At 48.9% G+C, this 15,911-nt stretch carries 11 protein-coding genes; all 11 read left to right on the top strand.

The window, feature by feature from the left end:
* The first annotated feature begins 17 nt into the window (after positions 1–17).
* The 11 genes from zwf to NF543_RS15810 all read left to right on the top strand — a co-directional run bounded on the left by zwf (position 18) and on the right by NF543_RS15810 (position 15,911).
* Positions 18–1,520, top strand: a complete 1,503-nt coding sequence (zwf, locus tag NF543_RS15860; protein WP_257668798.1) for a glucose-6-phosphate dehydrogenase — start codon at positions 18–20, stop codon at positions 1,518–1,520.
* A 26-nt stretch (positions 1,521–1,546) separates the two neighbouring features.
* A complete protein-coding gene (pgl, locus tag NF543_RS15855) occupies positions 1,547–2,284 on the top strand; it encodes a 6-phosphogluconolactonase (RefSeq protein WP_257668799.1) in 738 nt (245 codons plus the stop codon).
* Between the two features lie 88 nt (positions 2,285–2,372).
* Positions 2,373–2,969: an RNA polymerase sigma factor gene (locus tag NF543_RS15850; RefSeq protein WP_257668800.1), complete on the top strand. Its 597-nt coding sequence runs from the start codon at positions 2,373–2,375 to the stop codon at positions 2,967–2,969.
* 73 nt (positions 2,970–3,042) lie between these two features.
* Positions 3,043–4,014: a FecR family protein gene (locus NF543_RS15845; protein WP_257668801.1), complete on the top strand. Its 972-nt coding sequence runs from the start codon at positions 3,043–3,045 to the stop codon at positions 4,012–4,014.
* Between the two features lie 121 nt (positions 4,015–4,135).
* Positions 4,136–7,816, top strand: a complete 3,681-nt coding sequence (locus NF543_RS15840; RefSeq protein ID WP_257668802.1) for a SusC/RagA family TonB-linked outer membrane protein — start codon at positions 4,136–4,138, stop codon at positions 7,814–7,816.
* Positions 7,817–7,845: 29 nt separating this feature from the next.
* Complete coding sequence (locus NF543_RS15835; RefSeq protein WP_257668803.1) at positions 7,846–9,492, top strand: SusD/RagB family nutrient-binding outer membrane lipoprotein; 1,647 nt, start codon at positions 7,846–7,848, stop codon at positions 9,490–9,492.
* A gap of 5 nt (positions 9,493–9,497) precedes the next feature.
* Complete coding sequence (locus tag NF543_RS15830; RefSeq protein ID WP_257668804.1) at positions 9,498–10,871, top strand: PhoPQ-activated pathogenicity-related family protein; 1,374 nt, start codon at positions 9,498–9,500, stop codon at positions 10,869–10,871.
* 27 nt (positions 10,872–10,898) lie between these two features.
* Positions 10,899–12,128 carry a purple acid phosphatase family protein gene (locus NF543_RS15825; protein WP_257668805.1) on the top strand — a complete coding sequence of 410 codons (1,230 nt, stop codon included), beginning with the start codon at positions 10,899–10,901 and terminating at the stop codon, positions 12,126–12,128.
* A 76-nt stretch (positions 12,129–12,204) separates the two neighbouring features.
* Positions 12,205–12,864: a DUF8465 domain-containing protein gene (locus NF543_RS15820; protein ID WP_257668806.1), complete on the top strand. Its 660-nt coding sequence runs from the start codon at positions 12,205–12,207 to the stop codon at positions 12,862–12,864.
* A 90-nt stretch (positions 12,865–12,954) separates the two neighbouring features.
* Positions 12,955–14,100 carry a metallophosphoesterase family protein gene (locus NF543_RS15815; protein ID WP_257668807.1) on the top strand — a complete coding sequence of 382 codons (1,146 nt, stop codon included), beginning with the start codon at positions 12,955–12,957 and terminating at the stop codon, positions 14,098–14,100.
* 230 nt (positions 14,101–14,330) lie between these two features.
* The gene (locus NF543_RS15810; protein WP_257668808.1) at positions 14,331–15,911 is read left to right on the top strand and encodes a calcineurin-like phosphoesterase C-terminal domain-containing protein; all 1,581 of its coding nucleotides are present in this window, start codon (positions 14,331–14,333) and stop codon (positions 15,909–15,911) included.

Genomic DNA, 15,911 nt, shown 5'->3' with positions numbered 1-15,911 from the left:
AAAAACATGTTTCAAGAATGAAAGCAGGCAGAAAAGTCACCCCAACAGTGATTGTGATATATGGTGGTACCGGCGACCTCACCAAAAGGAAATTGATTCCGGCCTTTTACAATCTATATATTGACGGCTGGATGCCCGACAAGTTCGCCATCATTGGTTTAGGTAGGTCCGGCTTGAGCGATGATGAGTACAAAGAACACCTACATAACGGATTGGTGGAATTTTCGCGAAATGGCACGCCTGCCAGTGAACGATGGGAACAGTTTAATAAGGCGATATCCTATTTCCAGTCCGATATCAATGATCCGGCCGCATACGAGCAACTTGTGTCAAAATTGGAGGCCTTTGACAAGCAGTGGGGGGTACGGGCAAATCGTTTGTTTTACCTATCCATTGCACCCCAATTCATCGAAGCAGCAACGATGAACATCAGCAAGTACAAGCTGGCAAAGGATCCGGCGCTAGACCGCATCGTGATTGAAAAACCCTTTGGGTATAACAAACAGACGGCCGTGGAGCTAAATCAATTGCTGGTCCGGACTTTCCAGGAAGAGCAGATTTATCGTATAGACCATTACTTAGGTAAGGAGACCGTACAGAATATATTGGCATTCCGCTTTGCCAATGCACTTTTTGAACCCCTATGGAACCGCAATTACATCGATTATATACAGATTACCGTAGCCGAACAGGTGGGTGTAGAAGACCGCGGCAGCTACTATGAGCATTCCGGCGCACTACGTGATATGATACAGAACCACTTGTTGCAAGTGCTGTGCATGATTGCTATGGAGCCCCCCATCTCTTTTGAAGCAGAAGAGATACGCAACCGCAAAGTGGATGTGATGCGGGCCATCCGCCGATTACGGCAAGAAGAAGTGCATAAGTACGCTGTTCGGGGACAGTACGGTTCAGGTTGGATCGGCGGAAAAAAGGTGCCCGGCTACCGGGAAGAGCATGGAGTAGATCCCCATTCCAACACGGAGACTTACGCTGCCGTACAACTCTATATTGATAACTGGCGGTGGCAGGGTGTGCCATTCTACGTACGTACCGGCAAACGGATGCAGGAAAAAACGTCGTCCATCACCATCCAATTCCGGCCAGTACCGCACTCCACGTTTTCACAAAGCCAGGCTGGTAATCTCATGCCCAATCGGTTGACGATCAATATCCAACCGCAGATGGATATCCGACTCCGTTTTACCACGAAAAAGACGGGGTTGGACATGAGCCTTAACCCAGCGGAAATGGTCTTTAATTATGATAAGTGTTCTACGCAAACACCAGAGGCCTATGAAACCCTCCTACTGGATGCGATGCGGGGGGATGCCACCCTGTTTATGCGTTCGGATCAGGTAGAGGAAGCTTGGGACGTGATTACCCCAATACTGGAGGCTTGGGAAAGCAGGGATTCGCTGGATTTCCCTAACTATGCATCAGGGGCTTGGGGACCAGAGAGTGCCGAGGCGCTGATTGCACGGCAAGGACATATCTGGGCATTGAATCTGCATACGTAAACGTGTAGCATAAAAGCAGGAAAAAAATGATTAAGAAGTTCAACGACTTACAACAATTAAATACGAGTGCGGCTCAACTGTTTATACAAGCGGCCAACGATGCCATAGCCAAAAAAGGAAACTTCACCGTAGCATTGACTGGAGGTTCGTCCCCTGTCGGTTTATATCAATTGTTAGCCGCTTCACCGTATCGGGAGCAAGTACAGTGGGATCAGGTATATGTCTTTTGGGGTGACGAGCGTTGGGTGCCCTTGAATGATGAAAGGAGTAATGCGCGCATGGCGTTTGAAACCCTATTGGATCATGTTCCCATTTCCAGGGGGCATATCTTCCCCATGTGGGCCGATACGGTGTCCCCGGAAGAATTTGCACGTCAATATGAACAAGCATTGAAGCTTCATCTCGGCGCCGATGGGATTTTTGACCTGATCCTGCTGGGTATGGGCGCTGATGGACATACGGCTTCGTGGTTTCCGCATACGGCTGTGGTGCATGAATATGACAAATGGGTTGTTGCCTATTTTCTGAAAGCCCAGGAAATGCATCGCATCACACTCACTGTACCGCTGATTAATCGGGCAAAGCAAATGGTTGTAATTACTTATGGTGAAAGTAAGTCAGATGCCTTGTATGAGGTATTGGAAGGAGCCCGCAATCCCGAAAAATACCCTGCGCAGTTACTTGAGCCCATAGCGGGGGAGGTGATTTGGATTGTGGATGAGGCGGCGGCAGCGAAGTTATCCAGCTTGGAGAAGCATCAATGACCTTTATCGATTGATTATCGAGGAGATCGATATACATGAAATTTTAACTTCCACTTAACATTCGCATCGTAGCTTTGCTTCTGATTCCATGGCTGCAATAGATGCAATAACGCTCGACCGCTTACGTAGCGGAGACACTTCGGCATATACGATGGTGTTTCGGAAGTATTGGGAATTTTTGTATGCAGTGGCCTATCGGCGCTTACAGGATGAAGCATTGGCGCAGGATGTGGTGCAAGATGTTTTCATGCGCGTATGGGATAAGCGCGAAAGTCTAGCTTTTACACCGGAGTATTTGGAATATTACCTGTTGAAGGCTATCAAGAACCGTATCATCAACCATTTTGCCTCTCAGCGTGTCAAGGCATACGTACTCGAACAAGTGTTACACCGCATGGAAAGCATGAGCGCTCAACCTTATCAACCGAGCCGCTATCTTGAATTGGAGCGCTTTCTTGATGAACAGGTTAATACCTTGCCCGATACGATGCGGGCTGTGTTTCTAATGCGCAGTGATAATTTATCCATACGCGCTATCGCATCCAAGCTGAACATTGCCGAACAGACCGTAAAAAACAACCTCACCGAAGCCTCCCACCGGCTTCGCAGATCATTGCGCAAAAAATTTGCTGACGAAGAATTTGCAGGTTTGCTGGTCATCGCTGCTTACCTAACAATTACTTAACGTAATATTCTTATCAATTTAAGGTACGTTTTGCCCCTTCACCTGTATCCCTTGTAGCGTAACAGACAAGTAAGTGGATAAACGTCAATTTCAGCAACGACTACGGAAATACTTAGCTGGTAAGGAAGATGAGACCAGCCGGAAACAGGTAGATGAATGGTTCGACTCCTTCGGGTACGATAAATCCGTGCCACCGCTTGATGATGAAGTTAAGGCCAAGCGTATACAGCATGTTTTGGAAGAGCGACTCACCCGCCACGTCCACATGTTGCCGGTACGTCGCGGTATTGGTGTTTGGCTATCCGTGGCCGCCGCGAGCGTTACGTTGGCACTCGGCGTGCTGTGGTGGAGTACATCTGAAAAAAGACAGTCCGTTTCACTGGCAGGGGCCGAGCAGCGGACAATGGATACCCTCGCTGCCGAAGTTGGCAAGATGAAAAAAGTCGTGTTGCCCGACCAGTCGACGGTATGGCTCAACGCGAACACACAAATCCGCTATGACCACCAGCATTTCCTGACAAAACGGGAGATCATCTTGGATTACGGGGAGGCTTTTTTCGAAGTAACAAAAAACCCTGCTAAACCTTTCGTCGTCCACATGGACGATTTACATACAACCGTATTGGGCACCGCATTCAATGTAAAGCACTACGCCGAGTTGACTTATGCGGTTATTCAGGTAGAATCGGGCAAGGTGGCTATTTCAGCCAAAGGCGATAAGCTACAGGATACATTAATGGCGGGCAAAGGTATCCGGTACGATAGGACGGGTGGTGTTTTCAGCAAGGCTGATCTATTTGCCGCCGATGCGGGAAGTTGGAGGGAGGGTCGGATTTTATTGGAAGATGCCACGTTCGAAGAACTGGCCATGGTCATTTACAATCGCTTTCAGGTAAGGTTGCAAACGGAACTGCCAGCGGCGAGCGGTTTCAGGTATACGATGACCATTTTGCAACATAAATCGCTGGAAGAAACCATACAACTGATATGCAACGTTCACCAAATAAACTATAGGAGGGAAGGCCATGAAATAACCATCTACTAGCTCATGAAAAAAGGGGGCAGAGCCCCCAATTTAAGTACTGCCGCCAGCCGAGCGACGGCAAATCAGACGGCTGGCTGTAGTAAAAAACCCGAATAATTCACATAATCGAGTACGCAAATATATGAAATATAAAAATAAGGTTATCCGACTCGCCATGAGGACTTTTCTGTTTACAGTAGCCATGCTTACTTGTATTCAACTAATTTGGGCAGACCGGGGGAATGCCCAAGCATTGAATGGTAGAATCAATATTGGTTTTCATGATGAAAGCCTTTCAGACGCGCTGCTGCGCTTTGGAAAATCCGTGTCCGTGCAAATCGCCTACGATGCAAAAGCGCTGGATATGAATAATTATACAGTCCAAGCCAGGCGCTTTGAAGATACAGAAGCCAGCGCAATTTTGGCTTATCTCTTAAACAATACCGCTATCACCTATATCGAAAGTGATGCCGGCTTGGTGCTGGTCTCGAAAGAGAACGTAAAGCAAATGGGACGTATCGAAGGGCAGGTGGTAGATGGCGATCAGGTTCCCTTGGCCGGTGCAACGATACGGGTGGTTGAGCTGGGTCGTACTGCGGCTACCGACCAGTATGGAAGGTATTCCATCGCCGTGCAAGATGGAACGTACACCGTGCAGGTGAGTTACCTGGCCTACGGAACCCAGCGCAAGGAACAGGTTGCCGTCTCAGGCGGCCGATCGGTCACCGTCAATTTTGAGCTGGTATCCACCTCGGATGAGCTGAATGAGGTGGTGGTTACGGCTTTGGGCATCAAGCGTGAAGAACGTTCACTGGGTTATGCAGTGGGCCGGGTAAAGGGGGAAGACCTAAACCGGGTCGCAAACGAGAATGTGCTCACCGGTATTGCCGGACGGGTGCCCGGAGTTGCCATCAGTGCAACGGGGGGAACCGGGTCTTCCGTTAGTATGGTCATCCGTGGGGCTACTTCACTGAACAACGACAACCAGCCCCTTTTTGTAATCGATGGTGTGCCGGTGGGCAACACCCTAAACAATATCGGACAAATCGGCAGCGACAACCGAGTCGACTATGGAAACGCCATTGCGAGCCTCAACCCGGATGATATCGATGAGATATCCATTTTAAAAGGGCCAAGTGCGGCGGCATTGTACGGATCGCGAGCGGGTAATGGCGTGGTGCTGATCACCACCAAATCAGGGAAAGACGTAAATAAGATGACAATCTCCGTAAACAGCAATACAGTATTCGATGTGCCTTACAAATTCCTGGATATGCACAGCAAGTTTGCGACCGGAGTGATACCGCTGACACCTGATAATCCAATTGCCGGTGGGGGCCTCATTATCGAAGAGGGTTCGGCAGCAGGTATGGGGCCTGAGCTCGATAAGGGCTATCTGGCGGTGCAGTGGAACAGTCCTGTAGATGAAAATGGCAACAAAATCCCCACCCCTTTGGTTTCACATCCTAATAATGTCCGTAATTTCGTGCAAACAGGGATTACCTCGACCAACGGCATTTCAATTGCCAGTAACAACGACCGGATGGATTACCGCATTTCCTACGCCAACATGAGCAACCGCGGAATTATTCCCAATTCAGATCTTTTCAGGAATTCCTTGAACATCAATTCAGCGGTAGAACTCTATAAGGATGTATCGCTTAGCGCGCAGGTCGATTTTAGCCGGAACAACTCAAACAATCGGCCAGCCACGAACCGCGGGGCAAACCCCATGGAGTGGGCCTACAAGGTTTCACCCCATATCAACATCCTGGATCTGCGCAATTATTGGGTGGACGGGTACAAGGATGTGCAGCAGCTTTCACAGGCACCGGATGACTATAACAACCCGTATTTTCTTGCCTACGAGGTAAACAACGCATTTGTGCGCGACCGTGTATTTGGGAACCTGAAAGCGGAATGGCAGATCACACCGGAATTCAATTTCATGGCCCGCTATGCGCTAGACTTGTACAGCGAAGAGCGGGAGTCAAAGGTACCCTACAGCTACACCAACGAGCCAAGGGGAGCCTATGGTATTGTTAACCTGCGCCGTCAGGAGCAGAATATCGATGTGCTGGCTTTATATAGGAAATCGTTTAGCGCATTCAGTTTGCTTGGGTCTGTTGGGGGTAACCTCCATTACCGGCGCAATCGCGATGTACAAACCAAATCGAAGAATGAAGCAGGGTTAATTACCCCAGGCCTATATACACTGAGCAATATTGCCCCCACCAGCTTGGATTTCACTAGTTATCTTTCCGAAAGGGCCGTAAATAGTGTTTATGGTTTGCTCAACGTGGGTTACCGGGATATGGTGTATTTAGACCTAACGGCCCGCAACGATTGGTCCAGCACACTGCCGGAAGACAATCGTTCATATTTCTATCCATCGGCTTCCTTGAGTGTTTTGCTCGATAAAGCCCTGAACTTGCCGAATGACATCAACCTGCTGAAAATAAGGGGTGGCATTGCCCAGGTGGGCAACGATACGGAACCCCATCGGTTAATGAACGTGCTCAGCAATGCCGGTGTATGGGGCGGCAATGTGATCAGGATGAGTAAATCGGGAGAACTGCTGATCCCAAACCTTAAACCGGAAAAGGCTACCTCGTTCGAGGCTGGAATCGATGTTTCCGCGCTGCAAAACCGCCTTCGGCTTGAGGCGAACTACTATAAAGTGGAAAATGAAAATCAGATCATCCCAATTACACTGCCGGGATCGAGCGGTTTTTCATCCATTAACATCAATGCGGGGCTGTTATCCAGTCGAGGGGTAGAAGTCGTCTTGGGTGGTACACCGGTGAAGACAGCCAACTGGATGTGGGATGTCAACCTCAACTGGTCGAGAAACCGCACAAGGATCGACCGGCTTAGCGATGGGATGGAATTCTTCCCTTTTTGGACGGAAGGCCGAGGAGGGGCGCGCACCTATGTAGGTGAAGAAATCGGAGATCTTTATGATTCGAAGCTGGTTACGGTAGAGGACAAAAATTCACCTTACTACGGATTCCCAATATTGAACGAGCAAGGCTCTTGGCAAGCGATACGCATCAACAACACACGTAACAAGATCGGTAACTTCAATCCGGATTTTGTCATGGGCATGCAGACCGCGCTCAGTTATAAGCGTTTTACACTCCATGCCGCGTTGGATATGCGTTTCGGGGGTGACTTCATGTCGCAAACCTATCGGTATTCTGAGTCAGATTTGAAAACACAGCGGTTTCTGGATAACTTGATTCATCCGAATGGCCTCAGCGGGCAGGCCTTGCGTGACTATTTGGTTAACAATGATTTAGTGCAGGTTAAAGGCAACTCGTTCAATATTGTGGGTGGGCCTACTGTAGAATATGGCGCATTTCCTTTGTTGATTGATGGTGTGTACTATGGTGATTTCGCAGTATTCAATCCTGGAGTCATCGCTCAATATAACGACGCGGGTGAAATTGTCGGATATACTGAAAACTTGGGCGGAGAAGGAACAAAGTACATCCCATATGCCAACAATTATCCCTGGGATTTCATGCTGGCCTCTACATTCGATGCTTCCTATATCAAGCTGCGCGAACTTTCGTTGGCTTATGCATTGCCAGTTAATTTCACCCGGAAGCTCGGGATGCAAAATGCATCAGTATCCGTGTATACGCGTAACATCATCTTATGGACAAAGGCAAAAATCGGCGTGGACCCAGAGATGGCTTTCCAGCAGGAAAGCAGTAGGCAAGGAGGCGGTGGAACCCAGTTTAAACAAGGGATAGAACGGTACAACGTGACTCCTTGGGCCATGCCTATCGGTTTCAGGCTCGCGGTTACGTTTTAGGGTTTATAGCACATAAAGATAGTCAAGCAATGAAGACAATAAACACAATAGCAAAACGATTCAGTTGGGTGTTCGCCTTAGTGGTGATGAGCGGCTGTAAGGACCTCACTGAACTGAACATCGATCCCAATGGTAGCGATGAGGCAACCATCAACCCAAACCTCATCATGCCTACGGTATTGACCGAGGCAGCCAAGGTATATCTCGACCTCGGATTTCAGGACGTCGCCGGCGTGATGCAGCATACGCAGAAAGATGCTTGGTTTACTTCACATAACGATTACGAATGGTTGGGGAGCCAAAGTTGGGTTAGCCACTACAGTATCCTGCGCAACAACGCGCTATTGATGAAACGTGCCGAAGAAGAGGGGTTGGCATTCCACCAAGGGGTAGCGTTAGTGATGAAATCCTTTATGTTCGGCCTCATCACCGATTTGTGGGGCGATGCCCCTTATTCGCAAGCACTTAAAGCTGAATTAGGCGGAAGCGAAAACCTGTTTCCTGCCTACGACAGCCAAGAAACGATTTACCGGGGTATCCTTGCCGATCTTGAGGCTGCCAACACGTTGCTTTCGCGGCCTACGGAAGAATACGAATCAATATTAGGTAGCGCGGATGTGTATTTTGGCGGTAATCCGCGCCTATGGCAGCAGTTTGCCAATGCGCTGCAGCTGCGCTACTACATGCGCATTTCAGAAAAGCTTCCTGACGAGGCCAGGACCGGTATCGAGCGGATTGCGGGAAATCCAGAGCAGTACCCCATCATGACCTCAAGCGCCCATGATGCCGCGATGATATATCCAGGTATTTCCGCTGTGGATTCGTGGCCTTCCAATACCTTTACCGATATTAGCGGAAGCAATTACCGCCGATTGAAAATGTGTGCTACATTGGTTGAATATATGCAGCATCGCCACGATCCCCGTCTGCCTATATGGGCAAAACCGGTGGAAATACCGCTGGTGGTGAGCGACGAATTCCCTGCGGGTACAGACCGGATAGTCAATGGCCGCCGCGAACTATCGCCCGACGTGGTAGCGGGGATCCGTATTGACACCGATCCAGACTATGTGGGATTGCCGCCAAGCCATTCGGCATTGCCATCGGCCTATAATTTGAACCCTACACCCGGTCAGAAGTCGTACAACCCGCATGTCTCTTACCTCAGTGAGATTTATATGGGGTCCAAAGGGTCGTTATTGAAGGCGAGGCTTCTTTCTGCTGCAGAGGTTTTCTTTATCTTGGCAGAGGCTGCTTGGAAGGGATGGAACGTGGGCGATGTAGAGACCCACTACAACAACGGGATCAAGGCTTCGCTGGAAACATGGACAGTAGGTAGTGGTTATCCTGATTACATCAACGAAGTCGGTGTAGCCTATGATGGCAGGTTGCAACAAATCATTGAGCAGAAGTGGATAGCCAGTTGGACTGCGGCTACAGAAGCCTGGTTCGACTACCGACGCACTGGCTATCCGGCGCTCCAAGCCGGTACAGCGGCAATGCGCTCGGTACTGCCCGTTCGTTTCTACTACATGCAAGATGAACTCAATATCAACCGCGCTAACGCTGAGGCGGCATTACAGCGCTTGGAGCGGACTGGTTATTCACAGGCCGAGGGTGAAAATAGTGCATGGTCCAAACCATGGCTGCTGCAAGGAACCGATAAACCTTGGTAACGTATATGAGATTAGTTAAAATCAATAATCAACCAGTACGGATGGCCGCTTTTGCGGTCGTCCTTACTTGGTGTATCGTATTTGGCACATGGGCACAGTCCATTACGCCTCAAACAGCCCTTCGACACTACGTAGAAAAATCCGATTCTTCGTTCCGCTGGCAAGTACGGGGTTCCCTACGCGCTGGGAGTATGACGCGCTACGACTTGCTGCTTACATCACAGATATGGAAAGGGATCGTTTGGACACACCAGCTTACGTTGATTGTGCCTGATACGGTTATGTTCGACGGTGCGCTGCTGTACATCGCTGGAGGTTCCATTGAAGACGGCTTGCCGAAGTGGAATACCAATCCCGATGATCGGCATTTTCGAGCCGCCCACTACGTAGCAGAGAGCAACCGGGCAGTGGTGGCCTTGCTTAGGCAGACGCCCAACCAGCCACTGTACGGTGGTAAGAAGGAGGATGAGCTCATCTCCATGACCCTGCATCGTTATAAGGAAGACAGAGATTTCGAATGGCCATTGTTGTTCCCCATGGTGAAAAGCGCAGTGCGAGCCATGGATGCCGTACAAGCGTTTATGAAGGATGGCAAGCTTGTGACCATAAACCGGTTTATAGTTACCGGCCTATCCAAGCGCGGTTGGACCACTTGGCTGACCGCGGCGGCAGACGACCGAGTAGTGGCCATTGCTCCGATGGTAATCGATGTGCTGAACATGCCGGTGAGCCTACAGTACCAGATTGACTCTTGGGGTGATTACAGCATTGAGATCCAGGATTACGTGCGGCTCGGTATCCCACAAAGTGCCACTACGCCCGATGGACAGGAAATCACCGCCATGGTAGATCCCTATGCGTACCGCAGCCAGCTCACCATGCCCAAACTGCTCTTCATGGGGACCAACGACCCTTATTGGGTGGTAGACAATGTGAAAAACTACCTCGACAGCATCCCCGGCCAAAATAGGTTGCACTATGTATCCAATGCAGGCCATGACCTTGGTGATGGAGAGCAGGCAGCAGAGGCGCTGGGTGCTTTTTTTGGATACATTTTGAACAACAAGCCCTTACCGGTTTCTGATTGGACGGTAAAATCCCCGCGGAAATCCCCGAGGTTGCGGATCCGTACGACACGTGATAAATTGGTGGATGTTATCGTCTGGACCGCTTCTTCAGCCGACAAGGACTTCCGAGACGATCATTGGACATCGGAGTCATTGGGCATCCGGAAAAAAGCCGCTGTTAAACTTTCACTCCAACCACCCCACGAAGGCTACCGGGCCTACTATGTAGACCTCCGGTATGAAAGCCCTGCAGGTGGAACGTACACCCAAAGCACACGGGTGTTCATAATGGATAATAATGGAATACATTAACTCATACACTAAATATATAACTATACTATGAAACGATTCAAGAAAATCAGGTTTATATGGGCACTTGTCGTGCTCCTCATCAGTTTATGGCAGTCTAAGACCGCCGGCGCACAAGTGTTTGCCCCAACGGGCTATCCCGATCGGTTGGTGTTGACCCTCACTGCCGAACCGGCCACAAGCCAGGTTGTCACTTGGCGCACCGACACCGCTGTGCCAACCGCTAAAGCGCAGTTGAAACAGGAAGATGCTTCACCGGCCATGGAGGAAGGATTTCTGGAGTTCGCTGCTGAAACACTACCCTTTATGGGCGAGGAGGGCCGCAAAGACCATTATCATCGTGTAACTTTCACGGAGCTGAAGCCCGCCACTGTATACGCCTACCGCGTGGGCGATGGAACGCATTGGAGTGAATGGTGCCAATTTCGCACCGCGGATACAAATGGCAGTACAAGCCCTTTCACTTTCATCTACCTTGGCGACGGGCAAAATGACCTCAAATCCCGCTGGTCGCGCGCAATCCGGCAAGCATTCAGACAACAGCCCGATGCGCGGTTCATTGTGCATGCCGGCGACTTGATCAACCGGGCCAATAGCGATTCGGAGTGGGGTGAATGGCACTATGGTGCAGGGTTCATCCACAGCATGATACCTGCCGTACCTACGCCCGGAAACCATGAGCATTTCCGCGATGAGCAGGAGCGGCTGACACTCGATCCACATTGGAACACCCAGTTTGCCCTACCGGCAAATGGCCCACAGGGGTTTAACGAGGTGTATTACGTAGATTATCAAAATGTGCGCATCATTTCCCTGAATAGCCAATTTATCATGCTGGACGAGGCTGCACAGGAGTTACAGCTGCGCTGGCTTGAAGATGTGCTGAAAGACAACCCCCAACAGTGGACCTTCGTAGCCATGCACCATCCGGTATACTCTACCTCCAAGAAGCGCGACAATCCGCCCTTGCGCGAACGATTCAAACCCTTGTTTGACCGCTATGGGGTGGATTTGGTTATGCAGGGGCACGATCACACCTATGCACGTGGGAAAGGCCCGGATGCTGCGGCAAACGGTCCGGTATACTTGCTTTCCGTGGCTGGCCCAAAGATGTACGATTCGGATTCCGATAGGTGGATGGATGTTTCGCTGGTGGACACTCAACTTTATCAAACCATCCACATTACTGGAAACAAATTGGTGTTCAAAGCGTATAAAGTATCTGGTGAGCTGTTTGATACATTTGAACTGAGCAAATAAGGGGATATCGGCGAAATATTAAGATTTCTTGTTTTAACATGTTTAAGCCTATCTTTGGTCCTCATAAATAAATAGCATGAAATTCAAACTGGGAGATTTTGTCCGTTTTGTGGATGAAGATTTGGAGGGGCATATCACCTCGTTTATGCCCAACGACCTTGTTGGTGTTACTGGAGCTGACGGTTTCGAAATCCCTGTACAGGCAAATAAAATCACCCACGTGCATGGGCAATTGACCAGACACTCAGCGGATGAAGAAGGAGAGGCCGACGAACAGGTAGCAACTGCGGGACCTTTTATAACCGAAGGGATAGACTTAGCGATTGTAGGCGACACAAAACAAGGACTGGCTATGTTTTATCTGATAAATGGCACTTCTTACGAGATGCTGGTATCTTTCAATACCGTAAAAGGACAGGATGTGACAGGAGAGTTCCGTGGAACGGTTGCCCCGCATGCTACTGTACAACTCTATATGGCCAACTTATCCAACATCGGCAACTGGCCTGAACTGAATATTCAGGGGCTTTTTCATGCCCCTGTGTGGAAATTGCCTAAATCTCCTCTAGATGTGAAGAAACGGATTCGCCCGGCCGACTTATCGACGCCGAAACAACATATCGCCTCACTTGACACGAAAGCATGGGTTTTTCGACTCGATCAGCCAGCGCCCTCCATTGACACTGAAAAGCTCAGGGAGCACTTTATTTCACATCGGCCTACACGTGGGCGCTGATTGGTTCAATCACTGTATAGAAAGATTAATAATGTACTTAGCAGTTCGTTAACATCGTGTTAATATTGTTTATGGTATCTTTGTGATACTATGGAAAAGCACAGAAGGAAGCCGGTCTTTTTGAATCATATGGTGGATGATTCCCACCTCTTTATACCACTACCGCATCCAACGGGGGAATACCCTTATCGAATGGATATTCAGAATTTACTGGGTGACAAGACACGATTTTTAAAAGAACAGATGAGTTTCCACATGGTGGGCGATACCGGAAGTGCGAGACATTCGGATTTTCAGGCCTTAATTGCATCAGCACTTAGCCAACAAGCTGCGGCTGACATGACAGTAGGCGAAAAACCGGCATTCCTTTTCCATTTGGGTGATATTGTGTACAACCACGGAGAAGCAAGCGAATATCCCAAGCAATTCTTTGTGCCTTACGAGGATTATCCGGCCGCCATCGTTGCTATTGCGGGAAACCATGATGCGGATGTCAATCCAGATGCTGAATTCCCTTATCAAAGCCTGGATGCTTTTATGGATGTGTTTTGCGATACTTATCCCCGTAGGATGATGTTTGGGGGAGGCAGCAAACGGCTTAGTATGATTCAACCCAATGTATATTGGACATTGATAACACCACTGGCGCATTTTATTGGGCTTTATGCCAATGTCACGAAGTACGGTACGATTGCGGACGACCAACTTGAATGGTTCGTGAAGGAACTTCGTTATGCCGGTGCCGAGCGGCCAAACAAGGCTATTATCGTATGTGTGCATCAAGCCCCTTACACGGCTGATACCAACCATGGCTCCAGTCTGGCCATGATTGATTTTTTGGAAAACGCTTTCAAGGTGGCTGGTGTAAAGCCTGATATTGTTTTCAGTGGCCATGTGCACAATTATCAACGATTTACCAAGGCCTATGAAGACGGTACGGAGGTGCCTTATGTGGTAGCAGGTGCGGGTGGTTATGCGGACCTGCATCGAATAGCGTGCGTGGGGGATTCCCGAGTAACAGATGAACACCCAGTTTTTGATGACGTGCGGTTGGATAATTTTTGTGACGATAGATTTGGTTTTATCAAAATCGGTATAGAACGGAAAGATGGGAAGCTGCTGATTACAGGAGAATACTATACCATTCCGCGGAATATCATGCATGGCGCCGGAGAAGCTATGCTATTCGAACGTTTTTTTGTGCCGGTAGGCTATCCTTCATATTCGCTTCACTGAGTTATTTATATATTTCCTCTACAAAAAACTTTCTTATGGCAGCCGAGTAGACCGATAACTGCGAAGCATTCATGAGCGCCTTTGCAAACAAACAATATCGAATAAATTTGCTTTTATTGCATATAAAAGCAAATTTATCTAAGTTTAACCATAAATTATCCGACGCTTAACAGTAAGTTAGGCTTAGGGCCGTTTATTTGTCCTTGGTAATGCTAAAAAACAAATCAATCTTGAAAAAATTAATCTCAACTTTTTTGCCGCTGCTTTTGGGTAGCTTGTTATATGCACAATCTTCCGTTACTGGTTATGTATACCACGATGCCAATGGGAATGGCCGGCGTGACCGCCGCGAACAGGGGGTAACGGGTGTATCGGTAAGTAATGGGACGCAAGTGGTAGCCACGGGTAAAAACGGTCGGTATAAACTGCCCATCGGGCAGGATAACATCATCTTTGTGATAAAACCTTCCGGTTATAAAGTACCCCTCAATGAATGGAACCAGCCACAGTTTTATTACATACATAAACCCAGTGGATCCCCTGCATTGAAGTATCAAGGCGTTTCCCCTACCGGTGCGCTGCCAAAGTCCGTAGATTTTGCATTGATACCTCAGGAAGAGCCGGAAAACTTCACTGCATTGATTTTTGGCGACCCGCAGACCTATACAGAGCAGGAAATGGCATTCTTCGCCAAGGGTGTGGTGGCCGAGCTTGAAGGGATACCGAACATAGCCTTCGGCCTAAGTCTGGGCGATTTGGTTGGCGACGACCTGGTATTGCACAGTCCCTACATACAAGCGGTAAGTAAAGTGGGTACACCCTGGTATAACCTGATAGGAAACCACGACATGGATTTTGATGCCGCGGCAGATTTACTTTCCGATGAAAGCTATGAGGCTAGTTTTGGGCCACCCAACTATGCCTTCAATTATGGTAATGCGCATTTCATTGTGCTGGATGATATCCTTTACCCCGACCCGCGTGATGGCAAAGGATACTGGGGTGGCTTCCGCAAAGATCAGCTTGATTTCATAGAAAACAACCTGAAGCATGTCAATAAAGACCAATTGGTTGTACTGGCATTCCACATCCCCTTATGGCACGAGAATGAAAATTCGTTTCGAAATGCTGATCGGCAACGACTTTTTGATCTATTGAAGGATTACCCGCACACCCTATCAATGTCGGCCCATACACACATTCAGCGTCAAAATTTTTATAGTCGCGAGGACGGCTGGCATCAGGATAAACCACACCATGAGTACAATGCAGGAACCACTTCGGGCGACTGGTATTCGGGTGAACTGAATGAGCAGGGAGTTCCGGTATCTACCATGCGCGATGGCACGCCCAAAGGATATGCCTTTCTGAATATTCGTGGCAACCAATACACTATCGACTATAAAGTGGCTGGCCAACCCGAGGAACTGCAAATCCAACTCTTCCATCCACAGGTAGTAGCACAGGGACGTGGCACACAGGCCGGTATATTTGCCAATTTCTTTATGGGCCATGAAGGTAACACCGTTGAATACCGTATTGATGAGGGGAAATGGCGACCAATGAATTACTTGGAGACACCGGACCCGGAATTCGTCAGGCTTTTATACCGTTGGGATACCGCGGAAGAATTGATGCCTGGACGCCGTCCATCCAATGCCGTCAACAGTACACATGTGTGGCGTGGCAATATCCCAACGAATTTACCTGTGGGATCCCACCAGATTGAAGTGCGTGCTACGGACATGTTTGGCCGTACATTTACGCAACAGGGCACCTACCGTTTGGAAAACCCAGTGTCAATAAAGTAA

The organism is Parapedobacter tibetensis (assembly GCF_024704835.1).
In the GTDB taxonomy this organism is placed as follows: domain Bacteria; phylum Bacteroidota; class Bacteroidia; order Sphingobacteriales; family Sphingobacteriaceae; genus Parapedobacter; species Parapedobacter tibetensis.
The sequence above is the reverse complement of the archived record's forward strand: the minus strand, read 5'-3'. Positions and strand labels throughout refer to the sequence as shown.